This window comes from Actinomyces oris, from assembly GCF_006546825.1.
In the GTDB taxonomy this organism is placed as follows: Bacteria; Actinomycetota; Actinomycetes; order Actinomycetales; family Actinomycetaceae; genus Actinomyces; species Actinomyces oris.
In genome coordinates this window covers 630,221-653,515 of record NZ_VICC01000006.1, presented here as the reverse complement: position 1 = coordinate 653,515, position 23,295 = coordinate 630,221, and the positions used below count along the sequence as shown (strand labels likewise).

Sequence of the window (23,295 nt, the reverse complement as noted above, 5' to 3'; positions counted from 1 at the left end):
GACTCACAGGAGACCCCATGCCCAGCTTCATTGACCGAGTGGTCCTCCACGTGGCCGGCGGCGACGGCGGCAACGGTTGCACCTCCGTGCACCGTGAGAAGTTCAAGCCCCTGGCCGGGCCCGACGGCGGCGACGGCGGTCATGGCGGTGACGTCGTCCTGACGGTCGACCCCCGGGTGACGACCCTGCTGAGCTACCACCGCTCCCCGCACCAGCGGGCCGGCAACGGCACCCCCGGCATGGGGGACTGGCGCCGCGGTACCGACGGCAAGAACCTCGTCCTGCCCGTTCCTGAGGGCACCGTCGTCAAGGACTCGCGCGGTCAGGTCATCGCCGACCTCGTGGGGGAGGGCACCAGCGTCGTCGTCGCCCAGGGCGGCACCGGCGGACGCGGCAACTTCTCCCTGGCCTCCTCCAAGCGCAAGGCCCCCGGCTTCCACCTCCTGGGAGAGCCCGGTCAGACCCAGGACATCACCTTGGAGCTCAAGACCATCGCCGACGTCGCCCTGGTGGGCTACCCCAGCGCCGGCAAGTCCTCCCTCATCGCCGCCATGAGCGCCGCCCGCCCCAAGATCGCCGACTACCCCTTCACGACCCTCGTCCCCAACCTCGGGGTCGTCGAGGCCGGCGACGTGCGCTACACCATCGCCGACGTCCCCGGACTCATCCCCGGAGCCTCCCAGGGCAAAGGTCTGGGACTTGACTTCCTGCGGCACATCGAGCGCTGCGCCGTCATCGTCCACGTCCTGGACTGCGCCACCCTCGAGCCGGGGCGCGACCCCCTCTCCGACCTGGACACCATTGAGGCCGAGCTCGCTGCCTACTCCGAGCGCCTCGGCGAGCAGGAGGACAACCCCTCCCTCACCGGCCGGGTCCCCCTCATGGAGCGCCCCCGCATCGTGGTGCTCAACAAGGTCGATGTCCCCGACGCCGCGGAGCTCGCCGAGTTCGTGCGCGCCGACATCGAGGCCCGGGGACTGCCCGTTCACATCATCTCCGCGGTCGCGCACACGGGGCTGCGCCCCCTGTCCTTCGCCCTGGCCAGTGAGGTCGAGCGGGCCCGGAAGGCCGCTCCTGCCATGTCCCAGCGCGACGGCGAGCCCGGTGGGACTGACGGTTCGGGTGAGCCGCGCCCCATCATCCGGCCCGCGGCGGTCGGGCGCCGGGAGAAGGAGAGCGTCGCCCAGGTGCGTCTGCTGGCCCATCCCAGCGAGGGGCAGGTCTACCAGGTCCGCGGGCAGCGTCCCGAGCGCTGGGTGCGTCAGACCGACTTCACCAATGACGAGGCCGTCGGCTACCTCGCCGACCGCCTGGCCGCGGCCGGGGTCGAGGACGAGCTTGTCAAGGCCGGCGCCCACGCCGGCGACACCGTCCTCATCGGCGAGGTCGATGGGGGAGTGCTCTTCACCTGGGAGCCCACGATGACCACCGGGCCCGAGCTGCTGGGCGCCAGAGGGACCGACCTGCGCCTGGAGACCAGTCGGCGTCGGACCAACGTGGAGCGGCGCAGCCAGTACCACGAGATGATGGATGCCAAGGAGGCCGCGCGCCAGCAGCTGCGCGACGAGGCCGCCGAGGGCCTGTGGACCGATGCCGCCTCCTGGCACGGGGACGACGAGGACCGAGGCGCGAACCCATGACTCCAGCAGCAACCGATGCCGGCTCCGAGGGCGGGCAGAAGCGCCCGGAACGCCTGCCTGAGGGTGCCCGCGTGGTGGTCAAGGTCGGCTCCTCCTCCCTGACACGCGCCGACGGCGGGCTCGATCTCAACCGCATCGATATCCTCGCCGGCCTCATCGCCGGTATGCGCAGTCGCGGCCACGATGTCGTCCTGGTCTCCTCCGGGGCCGTCGCCTCAGGGCTGGTGCCCCTGGGGCTGAGCCGGCGCCCCGACGAGCTCAGCCTCCTGCAGGCGGCCGCCTCCGTGGGACAGGGGCGGCTCGCCGCCCGCTGGGAGACCGCGATGAGCGCCTACGGACTGGTGACCGCCCAGGTCCTCCTGACCGCCCACGACGTCGCCATCCGCAGCCACTACCGCACGGTGCGCGCTACCTTCGACTCCCTGCTCTCACTGGGAGCCGTCCCCATCATCAACGAGAACGACGCGGTGGCCACCAGCGAGTTCAGCCTCGGTGACAACGACCGGCTGGCCGCTCTCGTGGCCCACCTGGTGACCGCCGACGTCCTGGTGCTACTCACCGACGTCGACGGCCTGTGGACCGCGCGCCCCGGAACCCCCGGCGCCACTCCCATCCGCCACGTGCGCTCCTCGGCGGACCTGGCGGGGGTCAGTGTCTCCGGGCGCGGTTCCTTCGTGGGAACCGGCGGCATGACCACCAAGCTCCAGGCCGCCACCATCGCCTGCGCCTCGGGCACCACCACCCTCATCGCCCGGGCCGACGACGCCGCAGCGCTCCTGGGCCAGGAACAGGTTCCCGCAGACCTGGGCACCTGGTTCGAGCCCACCGGTCCCCACCGCCCCAGCCGCCGGCTGTGGATGGCCCACGCCTCCCAGCCCGACGGGCGCGTTCTCATCGACGCCGGGGCGGCCCGGGCCCTGACCGTGGGGAAGAAGTCGCTCCTGCTGCCGGGCCTGAACGGCCTCGACGGCGACTTCGAGCCGGGTTCCGTCGTCGACGTCGTCGGCCCCGAGGGCGTCCTGGCCCGGGGGATATGCCGCTACGCCGCAGCCGAGTTGCGCGAGGTCCTGGCGGCCCGGGCCGAGGGCGCCCCCGCCCCCGACCACGTGGCTCCCGTGATCCACCGCGACGATCTGGCCGAGCTGCCCCGCATCGCCGGGGTCTGAGGACACCATCGGCCTCGTCTTCTAAGGTGTCCCCATGAACGACGTTGAGGCCCACGAGCTCGTCACCGCAACCGCCCGCTCCGCCCGCGTGGCGCAACGGAGCCTGGCCAGGGCCCCACGCGCCGTCAAGGACGCCGCCCTGGAGGCCATGGCCCACAGCCTGATCGAGCACGGCGAAGCGATCCTCGCGGCCAACGCCGCCGACCTGGAGCGCGGACGCCAAGGCGGGATGAAGCCCGGCCTCCTCGACCGCCTGGCCCTGGACAGTGGGCGGCTGTCGGCCATCGCCGACTCCCTGCGCGAGGTGGCCGCCCTGCCCGACCCCGTGGGCCAGGTCGTTGACGGCTCGGTCATGCCCAACGGGCTGCGAGTGCGCCGGGTCCGGGTGCCACTGGGCGTCGTCGGCATGATCTACGAGGCCCGCCCCAACGTCACCGTCGACACCGCCGCCCTGGCCGTCAAGTCCGGCAACGCCATCATCCTGCGCGGGGGCAGTGCCGCCCAGGACTCCAACGCCGCCATCGTCGCGGCCCTGCGCAGCGCCCTGGAGGCGCAGGAACTGCCCGCAGATCTCGTCACCAGCGTCGATGCCGCCGGTCGGGACGGAGCCCGCGCCCTCATGCGCGCCCACGGCCTGGTCGACGCCCTGGTGCCGCGGGGAGGGGCCGGGCTCATCCGCACCGTCGTCGAGCAGTCCACCGTCCCCGTCATCGAGACCGGATCGGGCAACTGCCACGTCTACGTCGACGCCAGCGCCGACCTGGAGGCCGCGGTGGACATCATCGTCAACGCCAAGACCCAGCGCGTCGGCGTGTGCAACGCCGCCGAGACGCTCCTGGTCCACGCCGACGTCGCCGCCACCTACCTGCCGGCTGCCGCCCGCGCCCTGTGGGACAAGGACACCGTCCTGCACGCTGACCCCACCGCCCACCGGATCCTGACCGAGGCTGCGACGACCGCTGGACGTGATGTCCTCCTGACACAGGCCACTGAGGCCGACTGGGACACCGAGTACGGCTCGCTGGACCTGGCCGTGCGCGTCGTGAAGAGCCTGGAGGAGGCCATCGACCACATCCGTGCCCACACCACCGGACACACCGAGGCGGTCCTCGCCCAGGACGTGAGCGTCATCAACGACTTCATCGCCGGCATGGACTCGGCGGCCGTCATGGTCAACGCCTCGACCCGCTTCACCGACGGCGGACAGCTGGGCCTGGGGGCCGAGCTGGGCATCTCCACCCAGAAGCTCCACGCCCGCGGCCCCATGGGACTGAGCGAGCTGACGACGACGACCTGGATCGTCGAGGGAGACGGCCACATCCGTCCCTGACCCCTCGCGCCCGCGAGTGATACCGGGCGCCGCGGAGTTGTGCTGATTGCGACAAGCCCGCGGATCAGTTCTGTCACTCCCCGGCGTCGTGCTCCGGTGCTTTGTCCTCTTATTCATGTTACGGTCGACAAAAGTCGGGCAGGTCCCGTCAAGCCAGAGCCGGGCAGAAGGGGGACGCTGGAATGGCGAGTCTGCTGCATCGTTTCGGACGTGGCCGCGTCGTGGCCACCACCGTTGTCATCGTGACCGCGGGTCTCCTGCTCGCAGTCACCCGCATGGTCTTCTCCCACCCCGCCGAGTCCGCGAAGGAACCGGGAATCGTCCTGACGGCAACCCCACGGGTCACCTCGTCCCAGTCCTCTGTGACGGCCACGCAGAGCTCGACTGCCGGCGGCGGTGCCGGCTCCACCCGGCACGAGTCCGGCGACTCCGCGGCGGACTCCTGGACCTCATCGGACTCCTCGACGCAGGGGCACGCGCCTCAGGCGGTGGAGCCCGACCCGCCTGTCGCCGTCGACCACGGCCATCGCCAGCCGGCCCCCGCCGCACCGGCTGCCCCGGCCGGGACCACCGCACCGGCCGCCCCCGGACGCACCGATGTGGACGATGATGACGACGACAAGAAGCCGGCCAGGAACGGTGTGAAGGAAGCCGATGACGACGACCGCGACGATGACTGAGCGGACGGCTGACGAGACGGCCGGCGCCGCGGATCAGATGAGCCGGTAGCCCATGCCGCGCACGGTCTCCACCCGCTGCCTTCCCAGCTTGTTGCGCAGGTAGGAGACATAGACCTCCACCACGTTGGAGCCGGGGTCGAAGTCCAGCCCCCACACGGCGCTCAGCAGCTGCTCGCGGCTGAGGACCTGACCGGGGTGGCGCATGAAGGTCTCGGCCAGGGCGAACTCCCTGGCGGAGAGCTCCACGGTCCTGCCCTCCAGTGTCAGGGTGCGGGTGCGCAGGTCCAGAACCATGTCGCGGTGGGTCAGGCGCATCTGGTCAGGGCCGGTGGCATCCGGGCGCAGCCGTACCCGAATGCGGGCCAGGAGCTCTTCGAAGGAGAAGGGCTTGGGCATGTAGTCGTCCGCGCCGCCCTCCAGGCCGGCGACGCGGTCGGCCACCGAGGAGCGCGCCGTGAGCATGATGACCGGCGTTCCCACTCCTTGGCCGCGTAGCTGCTGGAGCACCTCGAAGCCGTCGATGTCGGGCAGGCCCACATCCAGGATGATGAGGTCGAAGTCCTCCTGGACCGCCAGGGCCACGGCCTGCCCGCCCTCGGCGGTGGTGTGGGGGGTGAACCCGGCCGCCTTGAGACCCTTGGTGAGGAAGGCGACGATGCGGGGCTCGTCCTCAACGATGAGGATGCGGCTCATGGTGAGTGACTCCTTCGGGAGGCTGTCGGGGGCTGAGCGGGGAGCGAGTCCCCGGCAGGTGCGAGGGCGTCGCCTCGGGAGGAGGCCACGGCGGTGGGGGGCCTGAGAGGGATCACCATGGTGAACACCGATCCTCGGCCCACCTCAGAGAGTATGTCCAGCCTCCCGCCGTGAGCTGCGACGATTGTCTCGACGATACTGAGCCCCAGTCCCGTTCCAGAGGCGAGCTTCTGAGCACCGGCGGTGCGCTTGAACCGCTGGCGCACCAGGTCGATGTCCTCAGGGGCGATCCCGATGCCTTCGTCCCTGACCCACATCTGCAGGTGGCCGTCGCGAACGGCCGAGCCCAGGGACACGGTGGAGCAGTGCTCGGAGTACCTCACCGCGTTGGCCACCAGCTGGAGCCAGGCCTGGGTGATCCGGGTGGGGTCGACCATGGCCCGGGTGAAGGCCGCCGACTCCATCTTCCAGCGGCGCTCACCCAGGGCGAGGGACTTGTCGAAGACCAGCTCGGTCAGCTCGGCGACATCCGTGTCCGCCGGGGTGACGAAGTCGCTCTGGACGCTCTTGGCCAGCAGGATCAGGTCGCCCACGAGCATCCCCATCCGGTCGAGCTCGTCAAGGGCCAGCAGCTGGGTCTGGCGCACGTCCTCGGGGTCCGCGGGGTCGGTGAGCTCGAGGTGACCGCGGACCACGGCGATCGGGGTGCGCAGCTCGTGGCCGACGTCGTCCAGCAGGTTGCGCTGGGCCTCCACCGAGGTCTGGACCCGGTCGAGCATCCGGTTGACGGCCGCGGCCAGGGCCGTCAGGTCATCCCGGCCCTTGACCGGTACCCGGGTGGTCAGGTCCTCCTCGCCGATGGACTCGGTGGCTCGGCGCAGCTGCTCGATGGGGCGCAGGAGCCGCTCGACGGCGAACCAGGCCAGACCCGTCACCAGGGCGACGGTGAACACGGCCGCGGCCGCGTAGAAGGCCATGGTGCGCCGGAGCTGGGACTCGGCGACCTTGAGATCGATGACGTGCACGAGTGCGCCGCGCTGGGCGCCGCCCTGCAACGGGACAACGAGGACCCGGTAGCTCGAGGTGGGGGTGCGCACCGTCTCGATGACGGACTCCGAGGCGGCGGCCTGGGAGGAGACCCGAGTGAGCAGCTCCTTGTCCTGCTCGGGGCGGAAGGAGACGTTGTCTGCGGAGACCCAGGTCAGCTTCGTACTGGCATCGGTGCCCACGAAGCCGAGCTCGGCCTCACCGCGCCCCTCGGCAGTGCGCTGGATGTGGGTGCGCAGAACCGCGGAGACGTCCTCCAGGGGCTGACCGCTGGAGGGGTCCTGCCTGTCGGCGGCCAGCTGGCGGATCCGGTCGCGGCTGTGCTCGAGCCGGTTGGTGGCGTCGGCCGACACGCTGGAGAGCCCCAGCGCCCACACGATCGCCCCGCACATGACCAGCGCGATGCCGGCCACCAGCACGATCGCCCACATGACGCGGGTTCCGATGGTGACGGTACGAGTGGGCAGCAGTGAGGTCACCTCGCCATTGTGCCCGGATCCACTGGGCTCCGCCCCATGGATCCGGGCATGGGCGGAGCCGGGAGCGGCCCGATTCAGCGTCCCACTCCCGCGTAGGTCCACCCGGCCTCACGCCAGGTCACCGGGTCCAGGGCGTTGCGTCCGTCGATGATGACGCGTTCGGCGACGCCGGTGGCGGCCTCAACGGGGTCGAGGGCCACGAACTGGTCCCACTCGGTCAGCAGCAGGACGAGCTCGGCTCCCTTGAGCGCGGCGCGGGGGTCGTCCTCCAGGGTGAGGTGGGGGTGGGAGCGGGCCACCACGGGCAGGGCCTGTGGGTCGCAGACGGTGACCTCGGCCCCGAGGTCGGCCAGACGGGAGGCGACGTCCAGGGCGGGGGAGTCGCGTACGTCGTCGCTCAGGGGCTTGAAGGCCGCCCCCAGGATGGTGATCGCCCGACCGGACAGGTCGCCGCCCACGTGGGTGCGGGCCAGCTCGACGATCCGGTCGCGCTGCTCGCGGTTGATGGAGTCGACCCGGCCCAGCAGGTCCGCCAAGTGCACGGCGCCGTGGAGGTCGGCGCTGGCCCGCAGCGCCCGGATGTCCTTGGGCAGGCAGCCTCCGCCGAAGCCGACGCCGGCCTGGAGGAATCGCCGACCGATGCGCGGGTCGTGGCCGATGGCGTCGGCCAGGACGGTGACGTCGGCCCCGGCGGTGTCGCACAGGTGGGCCATGGCGTTGATGAAGCTGATCTTGGTGGCCAGGAAGGAGTTCGCCGCGGTCTTGACCAGCTCGGCGGTGGGGTAGTCGGTGACGATCCGGGGGATGCCCTCCTCCAGCAGGTCCTGGTAGACGGCGTCGAGCACGGCCTGGGCCTCCTGGGCGTCGGCGGGATCGGCAGGGACCCCGTAGACGATGCGGTCGGGGTGGAGGGTGTCGGCCACGGCGAAGCCCTCACGCAGGAACTCGGGGTTCCACAGCACCAGGGCGCGTCCGGCCAGGCGCTCGGCCACCCGCTGGACGGTACCCACCGGGACGGTGGACTTGCCCACCACCAGGCTGCGCCCACCCTCGGGCAGGGCGTCGTGAAGCATGTCGACCACGCTCCACAGCTGGCTCAGGTCGGCCTCCCCACCAGTGGTGGACTGCGGGGTCCCCACGGCGATGAAATGGACGTCGGCCTCGGCCAGCTCGGCCGGCGTCGGCGTTGAGGTGAAGCGCAGGTCTCCCTGCTGGGCCCCGGTGACCAGCAGCTCGGGCAGCCCGGGCTCATAGAAGGGGGCGTGGCCCTGGGAGAGGGCCTCGACCTGCTCGGGTCGCGTATCGATCCCCAGGACGTGATGTCCCAGGTGGGCCATGGCAGCGGCATGGACGGCACCGAGGTATCCGCAGCCGATGACGGTGAGCTTAAGAGGGGTGGTCATGAGTCGTTCCAATCGTTGGTGAGGTCCAGGGACATGAAGGGGGAGGCGTCTCCCAGGCAGTGGCGCACCCAGATCGGCAGCCACCGGTGGGCGGCGGGCCGGAAGGCGTGGACGAAGACGAGCCGCAGCGCTGAGGAGCGGTAGTAGGTCTCCAGGCGCTGCTCCGTCACGGGCAGTGCGCGGGCCAGGTCGTCGAGCAGCCCGCGGACCCGGGCGTGGGCCTCGGGGCCGATCCGGCCGCGAACCGCCATGAGATCCGCGTGGGCCCAGAGGTTGCCCAGGTCAAGGGCCGCCTCGGCCATGGCCGCGGTATCCAGGTCGAGCAGGGACAGGTCGGTTCCGTCCCACAGGAGCTGGCCGTCGTGGAGGTCGCGGTGGGTGATGACGTGCACCCCGCTCGCCTCTGTCAGGCTCAGGCAGGTGTCCACCACCTGCTCGTGCAGAAGATCCTGCTGGTCGATGAGGCCGCAGCGGCGGGCGGAGGCCAGCCAGCGCTGCAGCACCTGGGCCTCCTGACGCGGCCCGTGGGCGGGCAGGTCCGCCTCACGATCGCCCAGGAGCGACCAGGCCTCCGTGAGCCGTTGCCACCCGGGCAGGCCGGCGTCACCGAGCTCGTCGAGACTGCGGCCCGGCAGCAGCTCGAGGTCAACGACGTCGTCCCCGTTGCCGAGGATCCTGGGGGTGCTCAGACCGGTGACCCGCAGCACCGAGGCGGCGGTCGTGTGGGCCCGCACCAGGGAGGCGGCCTTGTGGGGCCGCACCATCTTGCGGACCCGGGAGGTCTCCATGACGACGGCGCGGCGGCCGGCGCGGTGGACGACGAGTCTCCCGGTCAGCTGCCTGGACAGGGCCGGCAGGGCCGGGTCACTGGCGTAGGGCAGCAGGTCGGGGGCGCCCCCCACGGTGACGTGCCCGGCGCGCAGACGGCCCTGGCCGTCGACGCACTCGATGCTCACGCTCGCCGGCTCCGATTCCCGGCCGGCGGGCCAGGCCCGTCGCAGCCCGGGGATGGCCCGCAGCGTGCTGAGCATGTCGGCCGCCTCCGTCGTCTGTGTCATCTCAGTCCTTGGTGTTGTGCTCGTCGTGTCCGTCATGCCCAGCTGGCCTCCTTCTCCGGCGACCGGGCGATGCGCTCGATGGCGGCCAGGTCCGCGCCGATGCGCTCACGCCAGGACGGGTGGGCCCGTCGCAGGGGGTCGGCCAGTCGCGCCAGCCGGGACAGTGCGATCGCCCACCCCAGTTCCTCGTCGCTCGGTACCAGCCGGTGCACGGCGTAACCCTCCAGCAGCGCATGCCGCTGACAGGACGGTGCCTCCGCCAGGTAGGAGCCCAGGTCCGTCGCCGCCGGCGCCAGGCACACCCGGTCGAAGTCGGTCAGCCAGATCCGCCCGGTCGAGTACTCGTAGAGCACCTGGTCGGGGGAGGCATCACCGTGGGTGAGAACCGGTGTCCCGGGGAGGTGGGAGGGCAGCATGTCGCTCACCGCCCGTACCCGGCGTGCCAGCTCAGGGGCCAGGACATCGAGCTGACGAGCGTGGACCTCGGCCAGCTCCCGGGAGCCGGCAGGCTGATGCGGCAGCCGGTCGATGAGGTCCGCCGGCAGCTGCCCGGCGCAGGAGTGCAGTTCGGCCAGCAGAGCCCCCACACGCCTGGTGGCCTCCTTCAGGCCCTGAGCAGTGGCCGGACCATCAACGTTGTCCGCATAGACGTCAGCCAGGTTCGTGTCTCCGCACCACTGCTGCACGCTGACGCGGCCCTCGCACTGGGCCACGGCCTGTGAGTCGAGCAGACCGGGGACCGGGAGGAGCCCGGACAGGGTGCGGTGGACGTCGTCGGCAGGTCCCCCGCCGCCGGTTCGCAGCCGCAGAACCGTGGAGCCGTCCCGGAGGACCAGGCGCCGTGAGGGGTTGTAGCGCAGCACGTCCCGGGCCTCCCAGCTGCCCAGCACCCCCAGCTCCGTGGCCTGGGCGAGAGGCTCAGCCAGCTTGGGGTCGGTGAGGACCGCACCGCACTGCAGCAGCAGGCCCTCGTCCAGGGACCGGGTGACGGGGGGCTGCAGCCCCAGGGAGGCGGCCAGGCGCTCGGCCTGAGCGGCCTTGGAGTGCGAGACCGGCCAGAGCAGGCGGGCCCAGCCCGCGGTGAGCCCGGTGCTCCGGTCCGTCAGGGAGACCAGGACCGAGACCTCAGGCTTGATGCGCAGCCTGGCGGCCCGCACCGGGCGCCCGAGGAGCTTACTGAGCCGATCGGCGTCGAGGACCGCGGCGACGGCGTCGGCCGTGGTCGTCGCGTTGATGAGCGAAGGAGTCATGATCCGCTCCCCACCAGGGTGAAGGAGTCCGCCAGGTGGCTGTTCGCCCACCGACGGAAGTCGGCCGAGGAGTCCATGAGGTCCTGAGGGCTGCCCTCCAGGTGGATGCGCCCGTCCTGGATCCACACCACCTGGTCGGCGCGCATGGCGGCCTGCGGGTCGTGGGTGACGGTCAGGGTCGTGCGTCCGGCCACCAGCTCATCGATCGCCTCCAGCACTGCCGACGTCGAGGCCGGATCCAGTCCGGTGGTCGCCTCATCCAGGATGACGATCGGCGAGTCACGCAGTAGCGCCCGAGCGATGGCGATGCGCTGGCGCTGGCCGCCGGAGAGGGTGCCTCCTCGCTCGCCCACGGTCGTGTCGTAGCCGCCGGGCATCTGGGTGATGAACTCGTGGGCGTGGGCCGCACGTGCGGCCGCCTCCACCTCCTCGTCGGAGGCATTGGGCCGGCCCAGACGGATGTTCTCCCGGATCGTGCCGGTCAGCAGCACCGCCTCCTGGTGCAGGACCGAGGCCTGCGAGCGCAGGAAGCGCAGATCGAGCTCGTTCAGGCTGTGCCCGTCCAGGCTCACCGTGCCCGACGTCGGATCCAGGGCCCGCACTACCAGGGACACCAGGGTGGACTTGCCCGAGCCCGACGGCCCCACGAGGGCCACGTGCTCTCCGGGGACCACTGTCAGGTTCACCCCGTGCAGCACCGGGCGGCCCTCGTAGGCGGCGTGCACGTGGTCGAAGTGGATCATGCCGTGGACCCGGTCCAGCACGATGGCGTCAGCAGGGGAGACGATGTCGGGCTTGACCGCCATGAGGTCGGCTACCCGCTCACCCGAGGCCGTCGCCCGTGCGATGCGGCCGGTGTACTTGGCCATGTCCCGAAGCGGCTTCATGGTGGTGCGCAGGTAGGTCGTGAAGAGCACCAGATCCCCTGGGGACATGGCGCCGTTCAGGACCCGGATGCCCCCGCCGACCATGACCACGGCGGTGGCCACGCCGACGATGACGTCCGTGGAGCGCTCCAGGCGCGCGGCGATACGGCGCGAGCGCACCCCCTCACTGAGGGACACCGTGTTGGCGCCTGTGAAACGCTCATGCAGCAGTGGCTCCAGACCGTAGGCCTGGACCACCTTGATGGCGCCGAGCGCCTCCTGGGCGGTGTTGGCCAGGTTCCCCTCGGACTTGCGGCTGCGCAGGGAGGCCGCGGAGATCCGCCGCGAGTTGCCCGAGGAGGCGAGCATGAAGGCCACCACCGCCAGGAGCACGATCATGGCCAGCAGCGGGTCCAGGAACACCATGACTACGACCATGACCAGCAGGGTCAAGGTGTTGGCGGCCATCGGCAGGCCGGCGGTGACAGCCACCTCCTGCATGCGGTTGACGTCGGCGATGAGTCGCTGAACCGTGTCCGCGCTGCGGTTGCGGGCGTGGAACTGCTGGGACAGGCCCTGGACGTGGTGGAAGGCCCGGCTGCGCAGGGAGGCCGCGGTGCGCGAGCCCACCAGGGCGAAGGCCACGGTGGCCAGGTAGTTGCACACCGCCCGCCCGGCCACGATCGCCAGCAGGGCGATACCGAGACCCACCAGGGAGGAGACCGTGGCGGGGGCGCTGCCCGTGTGGCGGCCCAGCGCCGCCACCAGTGAGTCGATGGTGACCTTCAGCGGCCAGGGCTCCAGCACCCGGAAGACCACCTCCGCCAGAAGCACCGCGGTGCCGCCGGCCATGAGGCGCCACTGCGGTGCGGCATCAGGGCCCACCAGCCGCAGGGTCTGTCGCATGGGGGAGTGGCGCATTCGACTGCGCCCGTGACGACGAGGAAGCGGAGCCATTACCGCCCACCACCCTCAGCGATGCCGGCCAGCCCCAGGATCCGGGTGACGACCCGATTCCAGGAGTGGCGCTCCTCAGCCAGAAGACGACCGTTACGCCCCATCCGGGCCCGCCGCTGGGGGGAGGCCGCCAGATCATCCAGGGCCGCGGCCAGCGCCGTGGGGTCCGAGGGCGCCACGAGCACGCCGTGGCGCTGCGATCCCTCCTCAAGCAGCTGGGGGATCTGACCGACGTCGGAGGCCACGACCGCCAGCCCCGCGGCCAGGTACTCCAGGACCTTCATGGGGGAGAAGTACTGCTGCTCCAGACCCCCCAGATCCGGATAGGGAGCCACCCCGATCGCTGAACCCGCCATGTGAGTGGGAATCTCCTCAGGGGCGACCGCCCCACGGAAGTCCGCCTCCACCCCCAGGCGCTCGGCCTGCGCACGGAGCGTCTCCATCTCGGGTCCGTCGCCGATGATCCGCAGGCTCCACCGCTGACGCGCCAGGGCCGCCGCCGTGATGAGGTCGGCCACCCCGTGCCAGGGCTTGAGCGTCCCCACGAAGGTGACGACCACCCGCTCGGGGTCCGCCGGCTGAGGCTGGATGCGGCGCACGCTCACACCGTTGGGAACCGTGTGGACCCTGGCGGCAACAGCCTCCGCGTCCGGCACATCGGCGGTGCGACGGCGAACCCAGTCGGCCACCGGGTCCGAGACGCACACCGTGACCCGAGCCGCCCCGACCTGACGGCGCAGCGCCTGCTCAGCGCCGGAGGCGTCCACCAGCGAGCGGTGACGATGCTGCTCGTCAATCAGTGGAGCGTTGACCTCCAGGACCCCCGGCACCTCGGTGGCCGCCGTGATGTCGGCCAGAGCCGTGGAGAACAGGGAGTAGCGCTCGTAAACCAGGTCAGCGCCGTCGGTGATGACCCGCGAAGCAATCCTCTGGGCGGCACGCACCTGCGCCTGCTCCCGCTCAGCGGGGGAGACGTCGGTGACCGCCTCCAGGTGCAGTTCGAGATTGGTCAGGTCGGCGGGCACGTGCTCGCCTGAGCGCAGGGCGTAGAGCACCACCTCGTGGCCGGCGGCCCGCAGCTCGCGAACGACCTCCTGAATGTGTACCGAGGCGCCCTTGGTCCCGAACACCGGGATGCCCGGGTCGCAGCAGATGTAGGCGATGCGCATCAGGCGGCTCCTTCCTGATCGGCCAGGCGCATGCCGGAAGCCGGGACGGGACCCGACTGCCAGGCGGCCAGCACCGCGGCCTGGGCCCGAGAGTCGAACTGCTCCTCAATCAGTGCTCGCGCACCGCGGGACAGCGCAACGATGTCCACCTCGCCCTGTGCGATCCCGCGCAGGGCCACGGCCAGCGAGGCCGGGTCACCCGGGGGAAGGAGAATCCCGGTGACGCCGTCGTGAACCACCTCCGGAAGTCCCGACACCGCCGTGGCCACCACCGGCGTCCCGCAGGCCATCGCCTCCAGGACCACCGTGGGCAGACCGTCGATATTGCCGTCGGCCGCCTCGATGCACGGCGCCGCGAACACGTCCGAGCGCGCCAGCAGCTCTCGCACCTCCGCCTGCGTGAGCGGCCCCAGCAGACGGATCCTGTCGGCCAGCCCCAGGCGCTCGATCTGCTCGGTCAGGCGCTCACGCTCATCGCCGTCACCGGCCAGCTCCACCTCGACATCGATCCCCGAGCTCACCAGGATCCTCACCGCCTCGACCAGATCGGCGAAGCCCTTCTTGGGCACCAGGCGACCCACGGCGCACACCCGCAGCGGCTCTGCCCTCGTGGCGGACACCGGCTGCGGGGCACGGTAGGAGAAGCGATCCAGCTCCAGGGCGTTGTAACGCAGCGACACCGTGGCCCCCGTGCCCGCCAGGACGGTGCCCAGGTAGTCCTCGTTGTAACGGCTGATGGCGATGACCCGCTGGGCATCGGCGCAGATCCGGCGCAGCCACACCGGGTCCACCGACTCGTGGAAGATGTCCTTGGCGTGGGTGGTCACGGTGTAGGGAATACCGGTGACGGCCGAGGCGATCCACGCCACCCGTCCCGCCAGGGACGCGAAGTGCGCGTGCAGGTGGGTGATGGAGTCCCGGCGCGCCTGGCGCGCCAGCTCCACTCCCTGGGCCACCACGTCGCCGGGCAGCTCGGCCAGGACCGGCATGATGGCGGCGAAGCGCTCGCGGTCCTCCTGGCGGGTCAGGCCCTCGGTGAGCTGGCTCCACAGGTCGATGGCCCGCTGCGGCCGGCCCACCCAGTTGACGCGGGCGGCGACCCGGGCGATCTCGGGGTGGAAGCGCGCGTCCGTTGTGGGACGCAGCGCATAGATGCTCAGGTCCTCGCCCTGGGCCTCGCGGGCCAGGATCTCGGTGACGATGAAGGTCTCCGAGAAGCGGGGGTAGACCTTGAGGACGTATCCGATACGGGGGGCGCCCTGGTGGGGCTGGTGGGTGTCGAGTGGGGGATTCATGCGGGGATCTCCATCCTGGTGAGGCTGGTGGCGTGGCTGGTGAGGTAGGTCGGGCTCGTGGTAGGAGCGTCATGTCGGTGGTCCATGAGCTCGGCGGCCAGCAGGGGGACCGTGGCCAGGCCGTCCAGACGCAGACGACGTCGCCCCGTCAGCTGGCGACGGGCGGCCTCCTGGTCGCCCAGCAGTTCGGAGAGCCGGTCCTCCAGCGCTGCGGCACTCAGATCCGTGACTCTCAGGAGGTCGACGGCGCCCGCCTTCTTCAGGCCGGAGGCCCGGATGAACTGCTCCAGACGAGGCGTCTCGCGCGGGACGAGGAGGGCCGGGGTCTCGGAGGCGAGGATCTCGGTGACCGTGTTGTAGCCGGCCATCGCGATGACCGCTGCGGCCTGCTGGATGTGACGACTCATGCCGGGCCAGGACCGGCGCACCACGGTGCGGGGACCGGCCGCCTGAGCGACCTGGTGGAACAGGGCGGCGTCGAGCTGGGGGCCGGTGACCACGACATGCCGGTAGCCGTCAGGGACGCGTACCTGCGCGGCGGCACGCAGCAGGTTGATGCCGTCGGAGCCGCCACCGGCGGTCGTCAGGATGAAGGGCTCGGGGTCCAGGGCGTTACCGGCCAACGCGGGTGAGGCCTCGGAGCCGTCCCTGGGCTCGGCGATGTCGCGACCGTGGGCGAGGTAACCGGTGTAGTGCATCCGCTCCTCCAGCGCAGGCGGGGCCTCGCCGGTGGCGCTCAGGTCGTGGACCGCGGCGTCCCCGTAGACCCAGACCTCGTCGATGAGCCGGCGCAGCGTGTCGGCCTCGCCGAGCTCATCCCATTCGCGCTGCACGGTTGCGGGGGTGTCCAGGACCTCGCGCAGACCGAGCACCACGCGCGCGGAGGGGTGAGTGCGGCGCAGGTGAGTCAGGGGCTCGCGCAGCTCCTGGTGCACCCCGTAGGCGTGTCGGTCGATGATGAGCAGATCCGGGGCGAAGGTGCTCAGGACGCCGTTCAGCAGGGCGCTACGGACCTCGCCCAGGTCCTCGTGGGTGATGCGCAGGCGCTGGGGCTGGTAGATGCCCTTAGACTTCTTGATCCCCGGCAGCACCAGCCAGTCGAAGCCGTCGGGGAGGCGGTACTCCTGGCCCGGGGCCAGACCGGTGATGACCAGGCCGGTGACGTCACGGCCGGTGAGCCCCGGCAGTGCCCGGGCCAGGTGGTGGGCCAGAGCGAGGTTGCGGCGAAGGTGTCCCAGCCCCTTGGCATCGTGGCTGTAGAGGGCCACGCGTAGGGGAGCGCTCGTCATGATCGTCTCTCTTCTCCCGGTGTCGGTTCTGGATCGTTCTGAAACGATCCTGACCGGCCAGAAGAAGATGACGATTAGGGGTGGATGAGAAAGCTCTCAGGTTTGTCGGATGCTAGACCAGCTGCACCTGGACTCCGGCTCGCCGCAGGGCCTCGACCTGGTCGGCGCAGGCGCCGTCGTCGGTGATGACCGTGTCGATCCTGGAGGTGGGGCAGATGAGGGCGAAGGCCGTGCTGCCGAGCTTGGAGCTGTCACACACGATGACGACGTGCTCGGCGGCCTCAACCAGTGCGGCGTTGATGGCCGCCTCCCCGTCGTGCTGCGCGTAGGCGCCCCTCTCATCAAGTCCCTCGACTCCCAGGAAGAGCGTGCCCACACTGATCGAGGGAAGGATGAGAGAGGCCAGAGGGCCGGTGAGCTCGAAGGACCGGGCTCGCGCGATCCCCCCGGTGACGACGACGCGCACGCACTGGCGCACGGCCATCTCGTTGGCGATGTTGACGGCGTTGGTGACCAGGGTGACCGGCACCTCCGGATCGGTCAGCGCCGGCAGGAGCGCGATCTCGCGCGCGACCTCAGTGGTCGTGGTGCCGCCGTTGAGACCGATGGAGTCGCCCGGGTGCACCAGAGCAGCCGCCGCCTTGGCGATACGGGTCTTCTCATCGGCCATCTTGGAGGTGCGGTAGCGCAGAGGAGGCTCGGTGGAGGTGGGGTTGGCAATGGCGCCGCCGCGGGTACGGCTGACCAGCTGCTGGTCAGCCAGGTGGTCGAGGTCGCGTCGCGCGGTGGCCGCTGAGACCCCCAGCCGCGTGATGATGTCGTCGATATGGACGCTGCCCTCGTCCATGACGATGTCGAGGATGGCCGAATGGCGATCATGCCGAGACATCTCGATCCTCCTGGGGGTCAAGGGGGTGGTGCGGGACGGAGAGGGGATGGGCTGGGAGGGGGTGCACGGTTGATTTGTGCATCAACCACTTGCCGTATTCTAGTGACCGTGCGGCAGGTAGTCGGTGTACCGATGTCAGCATAGTTCAGGGATGTCCCCAGTTGCCTCCTGAGGGCGACACATCGCGATGTAAACCTTGCTACTGTCGTCGACATCAATCACGTCATTGTGTGGAGTGGTGACCCCGTGGGCTCGCCATCCCGCCTCCGAGAACAGAGAAGATATGGGTTGTCCCGCTGACCTTGCCGAGCCCCTCCGCCGTGGGGAGGGCGTCGTCGCCATAGGGGTCGATGTCAGTGCCGACGCCGTCACCGCGGTTGTCGCTGACGGCCGGGGGAGTGTCATCTCCTCCGTGGAGCGGCCGGTCCCCAGACAGTGCCGTGCAGACGCCGATCGGCTGGCCCAGGAGATCGGGAGCGCGATCCAGTCCTTGTGCGCGGGCCTCGCCGATGACCTCAGTGGTGAGGTGTCCGGGGCGGCGGCCCTCGTCGTCGGAGTCAGTGTGCCCGGTGTTGTCGACGAGGACGAGGGGCGTGTGCGCCGCAGCGAGACTCTTGGGTTGCAGGACGCCCCGTTGGTGAGTCTGGTGAGACGGTCGCTGTCGTCTCAGGCCTCCGGGTCACCCGGACTCTCCGGAGGCCTTGAGGTGAGGCTCTATCAGGATGCCGGTTGCGGCGCCTGGGCCGAGAGCCAGTGGGGTGCGGCCGGGAGGAACTGCCTCTATCTGGCGGTCGGTGAGCGGATCTCCTCCGCCGTCCTGCTGGGCGGCGCCCCGGTGCTCGGTGAGGGCTGGGCCGGTCAGGTCGGTCGGATCCTGGTTCCCGATCCGGACTGGAGCGGGGAGAGGGCCCGCCTGGAGGATGTCGCCTCCGTGTGCGCAATGGTCAGGCGGCACACCGCCGGCATGCTCGATGACTCTGCCGGCTCCCTCGGCTCCGCCGCGCCGGAGCCGGGCGGCTGCGAGGACGCTTCCGATGAGTCATTCGCCCAGTGCGCCACGGGGCTGGAGTCCCTCCTGGGCGCGATCGCCTCGGGGGACCGGGAGGCGCGCCGCGTCTGGGACACCGGCCTGGACTGCCTGGCTGAGCTCATTGCTCAGGGTGTGGGCCTGCTCGGACCCCTCGACGTCGTCGTCAACTCCGAGCTGATGCGGGCGGACGAGGCTGCGTTCCTGGAGCCTCTGCGAGGCCGAGTGGCGGATCTCGTGGGCGACCTGCCGGCACCGCGACTGGTGGCGGCCCGGCTCGGGGCGACCGCGCCGGCGCTGGGGGCGGCGGGGCGCGCACTGGCCGACTGGAAGTAGCCTGACAGCAGCCCGAATGTCGCCTCGCGTCTCTGCGCCCTTGGCTGATAACTCGCTTATGGCGTTGCGGAGACCCACAATGGGGGCAGGCCGTGGCAGTATGTTCGCCAACTGTAGTTGTCCAAGCCGGTTGAGGAGAACCAAACGTGTCCCCCAGGAGAGAAGCGAGGCGCAGCGCGTGACCCTGTCTGCTCGTCCGCTTCGCATCGGCATCATGGGTGGAACCTTTGATCCGATCCACCATGGGCACCTGGTCGCAGCCAGTGAGGTGCAGAACGTCTTCGCTCTCGACGAGGTCATCTTCGTGCCCACCTGGGCCCAGCCCTTCAAGAAGGAGCGCAAGGTCTCCCCGGCTGAGCACCGGTACCTCATGACGGTGATCGCCACGGCCTCCAACCCGAGGTTCACGGTCTCCCGGGTCGATATCGACCGAGGTGGGACGACTTACACGATCGACACCCTGCATGACATCGCGGCCGAGTACCCGGGCGCGGAGCTGTACTTCATCACTGGAGCCGACGCGCTGGCGCAGATCCTCACCTGGAAGGACAGTGAGGGGATCTTCGACCTGGCTCATCTGGTGGGGGTGACGCGTCCCGGGCACGTACTCAGTGACTCCGGGGTTCCCCGTGACCGGATCTCGCTGGTCGAGGTGCCGGCCATGGCGATCTCGTCGACTGACTGCCGCCAGCGGGTCGGGGAGGGGTCTCCGGTGTGGTACCTGGTCCCTGACGGTGTCGTGCAGTACATACGCAAGTACGGGCTCTATCGTATGGCCTTGCGGCCGGCGTCGGCGACGTCGATGACGGCGAGAGTGGCCCGCGAGCAGTCCCTGAGGAAGGAGAACGACGGTGAGCACTGAGCAGACCGGCGTCAATGCCCCCACGTCCGAGGAGCCGACGCCAGATGAGCACGCTCCACGCGGTAGTCGTCGTGCGATCCGGCAGGCGGAGCGCGCCGCGGAGCGCGAGGCGATCCTGACCGGTCAGCAGCCGCTCCTGACCCGGCGTGAGATGCGGCGTCTGCGCGAGGAGGCCAAGGCGCTCAGGGCTGCCGTCGAGGCGGGCGAGATCACCCCTGAGCAGGCGCAGGCGCTCCAGGATCCTCTTGCCGATCCCTCGTCGGTCACCTCCCGTTCCTCCGCCACCTCCGGTGACGAGGCCGAGTCCGCGCCGGTGGAGCCGGCCGAGCCCACCGCCCTGGACGGGGGTGACTATCTCGAGCAGGGCGGGCAGAACCCGCCCCTGAGCATGTCCGTCCCCGAGGGGTCGGCCGCCTCTGCTCCGAGCTGGCGCTCGCTGTCGGCGGCCGAGGCCGTGGCGATCTCCGAGATCGAGACGGGCCTGATGGAGGCCGTCGACCTGCCGGTGGCCACCCTTGACTACGACGCTCACTGGGCCGCGAACGCCAGCTCCGAGCCGGCGCCGGTCCCCACCCGCTTCTCACTCAAGGACCGTCTTGAAGGAGGCTCCGTCGCCGAGGCGGAGGAGCCGGAGAGCCCACAGGACAATGAGCCTCAGGGCGCCGTCGAGGTGAGTGGCGGCGCTGAGACCGAGGAGCCCGCCACCAGCCCCTACGACTACCGGGAGGGTCTCGAGCCGGTGGCTCAGGACGACGCGGACGCCTCCTCGCAGTCCTCCTCGGCGGTCGAGGCCGTGAGCGCCGCCTCCGCTGTTCCCGCCATCTCCGCAACCGCCCCCGGTGCTGCCGACGTCGCCGCCTACGGGCAGGCCGGGGCCATGCGGAGCGCCGAGACCTCCCGCAGCGGGGTCAGCGCCGGCTCGGCGTCCTCCGCCGGCTCGGTGCGCCGACCCATCGTGCGGATTCCGGCCGCTGCGCAGGGTGTGCGCACCGTGAACGCCTCCACGGGAGAGCTCAGCTCGGTCCAGCCCGTGGACAGCTCGCCGTCCGCCCAGGAGGCCGCCGACGTGCAGGATGTCTACGGCGCTCCCTCCATCGAGGAACCGATGGTGCAGGACGACGCCGAGGTCGAGGTCGACATTGAGGCACAGACCATGGTGGTGTCGACGTCGGCGCCCTCGACTCAGGGGGCACAGGACTCCGAGTTCGGTGCGCCCGGGGCCCCGCAGTGGAGGTCGCTGCATCAGCCCCCGCAGGCGGGTAGCTTCCAGGAGGCGATCGTTGACGGAACGGCCGAGACCGCAGCCGTCTCCGGCGAGGCCGTCAGCCCCTACGCCTTCTACAGCGACGAGGCCGAGAACGGCAACGGTCCGATGGGGGCCTCCGAGTGGGACTCCGTGGCGGCCCCGGCTGCCGAGGTCCCTGAGGAGCCTTACCTGGCTCCCGTCAACGAGGTGACCGGAAGGGTTCCCACCCCGGATCACGTCCTGCCGATGGAGCAGCCCGGCGCCTCCTCGCGCACCGGCAAGATCCTCATGGCCGCGCTCATCATCGTCCTGCTGCTGATTATCATCGCTGTTGTCCTGGCGCTGCTGATCTCCAACGGCAAGCTCGGCGGTGGTACGAGCGCCATGGCAGCCAGCATCGGTGCGGGGGAGTGGATCCGTCAGCTCGTTTGATGGAGGTGGGCACGGTACAGTCGCCGCTGCCGCATGATGTCCGACTGACCCTCCCGAAGGAGATCCGTGTCCGCCACTGAACACGCCACCGGCCTGGCGATCGCTGCCGCTCGCGCGGCGGCCGATAAGAAGGCTGAGCACCTCGCCGCCATCGACGTCTCCGAGCGACTGGGACTCACCGACGTCTTCCTGCTGGCCTCCGGGGCGAACGACCGCCACGTCCACGCCATCGTCGATGCGGTCGATGAGGCCATGCACCGAGCCGGGGCCAAGCGCCGTACCCGGGAGGGCTTCGCCGACGCCCACTGGGTCCTGGTGGACTACGGCGACGTCGTCGTTCACGTCCTGCAGAACGAGGACCGGGAGTTCTACTCGCTCGAACGCCTGTGGAAGGACTGCCCCGCCATCGAGCTGCCGGCGGACCTGGCGCATGAGGGCAGCCAGGACGGTGATTCCCTCGGCGGTCGGGAGACCACCGCGTCATGACGGATCTCATTCTGTGGCGCCACGGTCAGACCGACTACAACAGTCAAGGGCGTATTCAGGGCCAGGTTGACGTCCCTCTTAATGAGACCGGTCGTGACCAGGCTCGGCGTGCCGCCGAGGACATCGCGGCCCTGGGGCCCACTCGCATCGTCTCCTCCCCGCTGGTTCGGGCTCGGGGCACGGCCGAGGCGCTGGCGTCGCTGACCGGACTGAGCGTCGAGATCGATGAGGGTCTGGCGGAGAAGTCCTTCGGGGACTGGGAGGGCCTCAAGGCCGCTGACATCAAGGAGCAGTGGCCGGAGCACTACGCCACCTGGCGGGCCGGGGGAGACCTCCCTCAGTTCCGGATCGAGGGGCGCCGCCAAACCGCCGAGAGAGTGGGGGAGGCGCTCAAGGCCATCGTCGCAGGTTCCCAGAAGGACGACATCATCGTGGCCGTCTCCCACGGAGCGGCTACCAACCTGGGGGCCACCTACCTGCTGGGGATGGATGCTCAGCAGTGGTTCGGCCTGCGTGGCATGAGCAACTGCTGCTACGCACTCCTGCGGACCAACAAACGGCCTCCGGGCTGGGCGGTGGTGACGTGGAATGCCGGACCACCGGTGGACTCCAGTCCGCTGGGCAGAATCCTGGGCTGAGCAGGTGAGGTAGCGCACGTGGTGCGGATTTGCCCTGACGGGTCCGAACTTCATACAGTTATCCGCGTCGCCGCACGCGAGCGACGCCCGAACGGGGCTATGGCGCAGTTGGTAGCGCGCTTCCATGGCATGGAAGAGGTCGGGGGTTCGAATCCCCCTAGCTCCACGATCCCCTCGGAGTGAACGCCGGGTGGGACACCCGTCACGGGGCTATGGCGCAGTTGGTAGCGCGCTTCCATGGCATGGAAGAGGTCGGGGGTTCGAATCCCCCTAGCTCCACCACACCAGCGATATAGAGGCCCCGCCATGAGGCGAGGGCCATTTTATTTTTCCGCCCGCCGTTGCCGCGTGCGGCACAATGTGGGGATGGCTACTGCTGTGCTCATCAAGGCGCTAGGCGCCTTCTTCGCGATCATGAACCCCTTTGTCAACCTGCCCCTGTTCCTGAGCCTCACCCAGGAACAGGATGCTGCGACCCAGCGGCGTACAGCAGTTCGTACCACGATCTCTTCCACCGTCATGTGCACTGTCGTCCTGCTCCTGGGTGCGACGATCCTGAGATTCTTCGGCATTGGCGTCGACGATTTCCGGATTGCAGGCGGAATCGTCCTGCTCATCATCTCCTTGTCCATGCTCAACGGCAGCGGCTCCAGCGCTCACGAGGGCAGTGCGCAGGAGAAGACGCAGCACAACATCGTTGCCGGTGGTGGGAACGACGTCTCCTTCTACCCCATGACCTTCCCCATCCTCGTGGGGCCGGGAACGATCGCAACCATCATCGTCATCCAGTCCCAGGCCCAGGGACTGGGCGGGCATGCGGCGGTTGCAGCTGCCCTGGCAGCCGTCCTTGCGGCGCTCGGGATCGTTCTCTACTTCTCAGCCAGCATTGGTGCTCGCCTGTCCATGACGATGCGCACCATCATGACCCGCCTCATGGGCATGATCCTGGCCTCGATCGCGGTGCAGATGATCGTCGTTGGGATCCAGCACCTCTTCCCCGGGCTGGCTCGCTGAGACGCGCTCCACGTGCGGGTTTCAGCAAGGAACTGGCCCATCG

At 70.1% G+C, this 23,295-nt stretch carries 20 protein-coding genes and 2 tRNA genes; 12 read left to right on the top strand and 10 right to left on the bottom strand.

Annotation, left to right across the window (positions count from 1 at the left end; all coding sequences use genetic code 11):
* Positions 1-17 precede the first annotated feature (17 nt).
* The 4 genes from obgE (at position 18) to FK267_RS10220 (ending at position 4,816) form a co-directional block, all read left to right on the top strand.
* Positions 18-1,640: a GTPase ObgE gene (gene obgE, locus FK267_RS10235; protein WP_075374417.1), complete on the top strand. Its 1,623-nt coding sequence runs from the start codon at positions 18-20 to the stop codon at positions 1,638-1,640.
* A complete protein-coding gene (proB, locus tag FK267_RS10230; protein ID WP_232622397.1) occupies positions 1,637-2,806 on the top strand; it encodes a glutamate 5-kinase in 1,170 nt (389 codons plus the stop codon). Before obgE ends, proB begins: the two co-directional genes overlap by 4 nt.
* 34 nt (positions 2,807-2,840) lie before the next feature.
* On the top strand, positions 2,841-4,136 hold the full coding sequence (locus FK267_RS10225) for a glutamate-5-semialdehyde dehydrogenase (RefSeq protein WP_141407103.1): 1,296 nt from the start codon (positions 2,841-2,843) through the stop codon (positions 4,134-4,136).
* Between the two features lie 182 nt (positions 4,137-4,318).
* Positions 4,319-4,816 (top strand): ubiquitin carboxyl-hydrolase, encoded by a 498-nt coding sequence (locus FK267_RS10220; protein WP_141407102.1) that lies wholly within the window; start codon positions 4,319-4,321, stop codon positions 4,814-4,816.
* 33 nt (positions 4,817-4,849) lie between these two features.
* On the opposite strand, the gene FK267_RS10215 is transcribed toward FK267_RS10220, so the two are convergent.
* From FK267_RS10215 to FK267_RS10170, 10 genes are all read right to left on the bottom strand, one after another.
* Positions 4,850-5,509 carry a response regulator transcription factor gene (locus FK267_RS10215; protein WP_009405416.1) on the bottom strand — a complete coding sequence of 220 codons (660 nt, stop codon included), beginning with the start codon at positions 5,507-5,509 and terminating at the stop codon, positions 4,850-4,852.
* The gene (locus tag FK267_RS10210; protein WP_141407101.1) at positions 5,506-7,035 is read right to left on the bottom strand and encodes a sensor histidine kinase; all 1,530 of its coding nucleotides are present in this window, start codon (positions 7,033-7,035) and stop codon (positions 5,506-5,508) included. The genes FK267_RS10215 and FK267_RS10210 overlap by 4 nt, the downstream gene beginning before the upstream one ends.
* A gap of 74 nt (positions 7,036-7,109) precedes the next feature.
* Positions 7,110-8,438 (bottom strand): UDP-glucose dehydrogenase family protein, encoded by a 1,329-nt coding sequence (locus FK267_RS10205; protein ID WP_141407100.1) that lies wholly within the window; start codon positions 8,436-8,438, stop codon positions 7,110-7,112.
* The gene (locus tag FK267_RS10200) at positions 8,435-9,496 is read right to left on the bottom strand and encodes a phosphotransferase (protein WP_141407099.1); all 1,062 of its coding nucleotides are present in this window, start codon (positions 9,494-9,496) and stop codon (positions 8,435-8,437) included. The genes FK267_RS10205 and FK267_RS10200 overlap by 4 nt, the downstream gene beginning before the upstream one ends.
* Positions 9,497-9,528: 32 nt before the next feature.
* Positions 9,529-10,746 (bottom strand): aminoglycoside phosphotransferase family protein, encoded by a 1,218-nt coding sequence (locus FK267_RS10195; protein ID WP_141407098.1) that lies wholly within the window; start codon positions 10,744-10,746, stop codon positions 9,529-9,531.
* A complete protein-coding gene (locus FK267_RS10190; protein ID WP_141407097.1) occupies positions 10,743-12,518 on the bottom strand; it encodes an ABC transporter ATP-binding protein in 1,776 nt (591 codons plus the stop codon). The genes FK267_RS10195 and FK267_RS10190 overlap by 4 nt, the downstream gene beginning before the upstream one ends.
* A 50-nt stretch (positions 12,519-12,568) precedes the next feature.
* Positions 12,569-13,738 carry a glycosyltransferase family 4 protein gene (locus FK267_RS10185; RefSeq protein ID WP_141407096.1) on the bottom strand — a complete coding sequence of 390 codons (1,170 nt, stop codon included), beginning with the start codon at positions 13,736-13,738 and terminating at the stop codon, positions 12,569-12,571.
* Positions 13,738-15,033: a glycosyltransferase gene (locus FK267_RS10180; RefSeq protein WP_141407095.1), complete on the bottom strand. Its 1,296-nt coding sequence runs from the start codon at positions 15,031-15,033 to the stop codon at positions 13,738-13,740. The genes FK267_RS10185 and FK267_RS10180 overlap by 1 nt, the downstream gene beginning before the upstream one ends.
* Positions 15,030-16,322 (bottom strand): glycosyltransferase family protein, encoded by a 1,293-nt coding sequence (locus tag FK267_RS10175; protein WP_141407094.1) that lies wholly within the window; start codon positions 16,320-16,322, stop codon positions 15,030-15,032. Before FK267_RS10175 ends, FK267_RS10180 begins: the two co-directional genes overlap by 4 nt.
* Positions 16,323-16,434: 112 nt before the next feature.
* On the bottom strand, positions 16,435-17,211 hold the full coding sequence (locus FK267_RS10170) for a DeoR/GlpR family DNA-binding transcription regulator (RefSeq protein ID WP_141407093.1): 777 nt from the start codon (positions 17,209-17,211) through the stop codon (positions 16,435-16,437).
* Positions 17,212-17,494: 283 nt separating this feature from the next.
* Between FK267_RS10170 and FK267_RS10165 the strand changes: the two genes are divergently transcribed.
* The 8 genes from FK267_RS10165 (at position 17,495) to FK267_RS10130 (ending at position 23,252) form a co-directional block, all read left to right on the top strand.
* Positions 17,495-18,574, top strand: coding sequence for an ROK family protein (locus tag FK267_RS10165; protein ID WP_070512522.1), 1,080 nt, complete (start codon positions 17,495-17,497; stop codon positions 18,572-18,574).
* A 178-nt stretch (positions 18,575-18,752) separates the two neighbouring features.
* Complete coding sequence (gene nadD, locus FK267_RS10160) at positions 18,753-19,436, top strand: nicotinate-nucleotide adenylyltransferase (RefSeq protein ID WP_004565158.1); 684 nt, start codon at positions 18,753-18,755, stop codon at positions 19,434-19,436.
* Positions 19,426-21,114: a hypothetical protein gene (locus FK267_RS10155; RefSeq protein WP_141407092.1), complete on the top strand. Its 1,689-nt coding sequence runs from the start codon at positions 19,426-19,428 to the stop codon at positions 21,112-21,114. Before nadD ends, FK267_RS10155 begins: the two co-directional genes overlap by 11 nt.
* 66 nt (positions 21,115-21,180) lie before the next feature.
* Entirely contained in the window at positions 21,181-21,600 is a 420-nt protein-coding gene (rsfS, locus tag FK267_RS10150; RefSeq protein ID WP_004565156.1) for a ribosome silencing factor, read from the top strand.
* Positions 21,597-22,238, top strand: a complete 642-nt coding sequence (locus FK267_RS10145) for a histidine phosphatase family protein (RefSeq protein ID WP_075374611.1) — start codon at positions 21,597-21,599, stop codon at positions 22,236-22,238. Before rsfS ends, FK267_RS10145 begins: the two co-directional genes overlap by 4 nt.
* 93 nt (positions 22,239-22,331) lie before the next feature.
* Positions 22,332-22,404: transfer RNA gene (locus FK267_RS10140), tRNA-Ala, on the top strand.
* Positions 22,405-22,444: 40 nt separating this feature from the next.
* A tRNA-Ala gene (locus FK267_RS10135) sits at positions 22,445-22,520 on the top strand.
* 84 nt (positions 22,521-22,604) lie between these two features.
* On the top strand, positions 22,605-23,252 hold the full coding sequence (locus tag FK267_RS10130) for a MarC family protein (protein WP_141407091.1): 648 nt from the start codon (positions 22,605-22,607) through the stop codon (positions 23,250-23,252).
* Positions 23,253-23,295: the final 43 nt, after the last annotated feature.

Bases quoted from the DNA above. Each gene is read 5' to 3' on its own strand.
- FK267_RS10185 (WP_141407096.1), bottom strand. From the start codon at position 13,738: ATGCGCATCGCCTACATCTGCTGCGACCCGGGCATCCCGGTGTTCGGG.
- obgE (WP_075374417.1), top strand. From the start codon at position 18: ATGCCCAGCTTCATTGACCGAGTGGTCCTCCACGTGGCCGGCGGCGAC.
- FK267_RS10130 (WP_141407091.1), top strand. From the start codon at position 22,605: ATGGCTACTGCTGTGCTCATCAAGGCGCTAGGCGCCTTCTTCGCGATC.
- FK267_RS10165 (WP_070512522.1), top strand. From the start codon at position 17,495: ATGGGTTGTCCCGCTGACCTTGCCGAGCCCCTCCGCCGTGGGGAGGGC.
- FK267_RS10225 (WP_141407103.1), top strand. From the start codon at position 2,841: ATGAACGACGTTGAGGCCCACGAGCTCGTCACCGCAACCGCCCGCTCC.
- FK267_RS10215 (WP_009405416.1), bottom strand. From the start codon at position 5,509: ATGAGCCGCATCCTCATCGTTGAGGACGAGCCCCGCATCGTCGCCTTC.
- FK267_RS10200 (WP_141407099.1), bottom strand. From the start codon at position 9,496: ATGACACAGACGACGGAGGCGGCCGACATGCTCAGCACGCTGCGGGCC.
- FK267_RS10180 (WP_141407095.1), bottom strand. From the start codon at position 15,033: ATGAATCCCCCACTCGACACCCACCAGCCCCACCAGGGCGCCCCCCGT.
- FK267_RS10145 (WP_075374611.1), top strand. From the start codon at position 21,597: ATGACGGATCTCATTCTGTGGCGCCACGGTCAGACCGACTACAACAGT.
- FK267_RS10190 (WP_141407097.1), bottom strand. From the start codon at position 12,518: ATGCGACAGACCCTGCGGCTGGTGGGCCCTGATGCCGCACCGCAGTGG.
- FK267_RS10195 (WP_141407098.1), bottom strand. From the start codon at position 10,746: ATGACTCCTTCGCTCATCAACGCGACGACCACGGCCGACGCCGTCGCC.
- FK267_RS10220 (WP_141407102.1), top strand. From the start codon at position 4,319: ATGGCGAGTCTGCTGCATCGTTTCGGACGTGGCCGCGTCGTGGCCACC.
- proB (WP_232622397.1), top strand. From the start codon at position 1,637: ATGACTCCAGCAGCAACCGATGCCGGCTCCGAGGGCGGGCAGAAGCGC.
- FK267_RS10175 (WP_141407094.1), bottom strand. From the start codon at position 16,322: ATGACGAGCGCTCCCCTACGCGTGGCCCTCTACAGCCACGATGCCAAG.
- FK267_RS10205 (WP_141407100.1), bottom strand. From the start codon at position 8,438: ATGACCACCCCTCTTAAGCTCACCGTCATCGGCTGCGGATACCTCGGT.
- FK267_RS10170 (WP_141407093.1), bottom strand. From the start codon at position 17,211: ATGTCTCGGCATGATCGCCATTCGGCCATCCTCGACATCGTCATGGAC.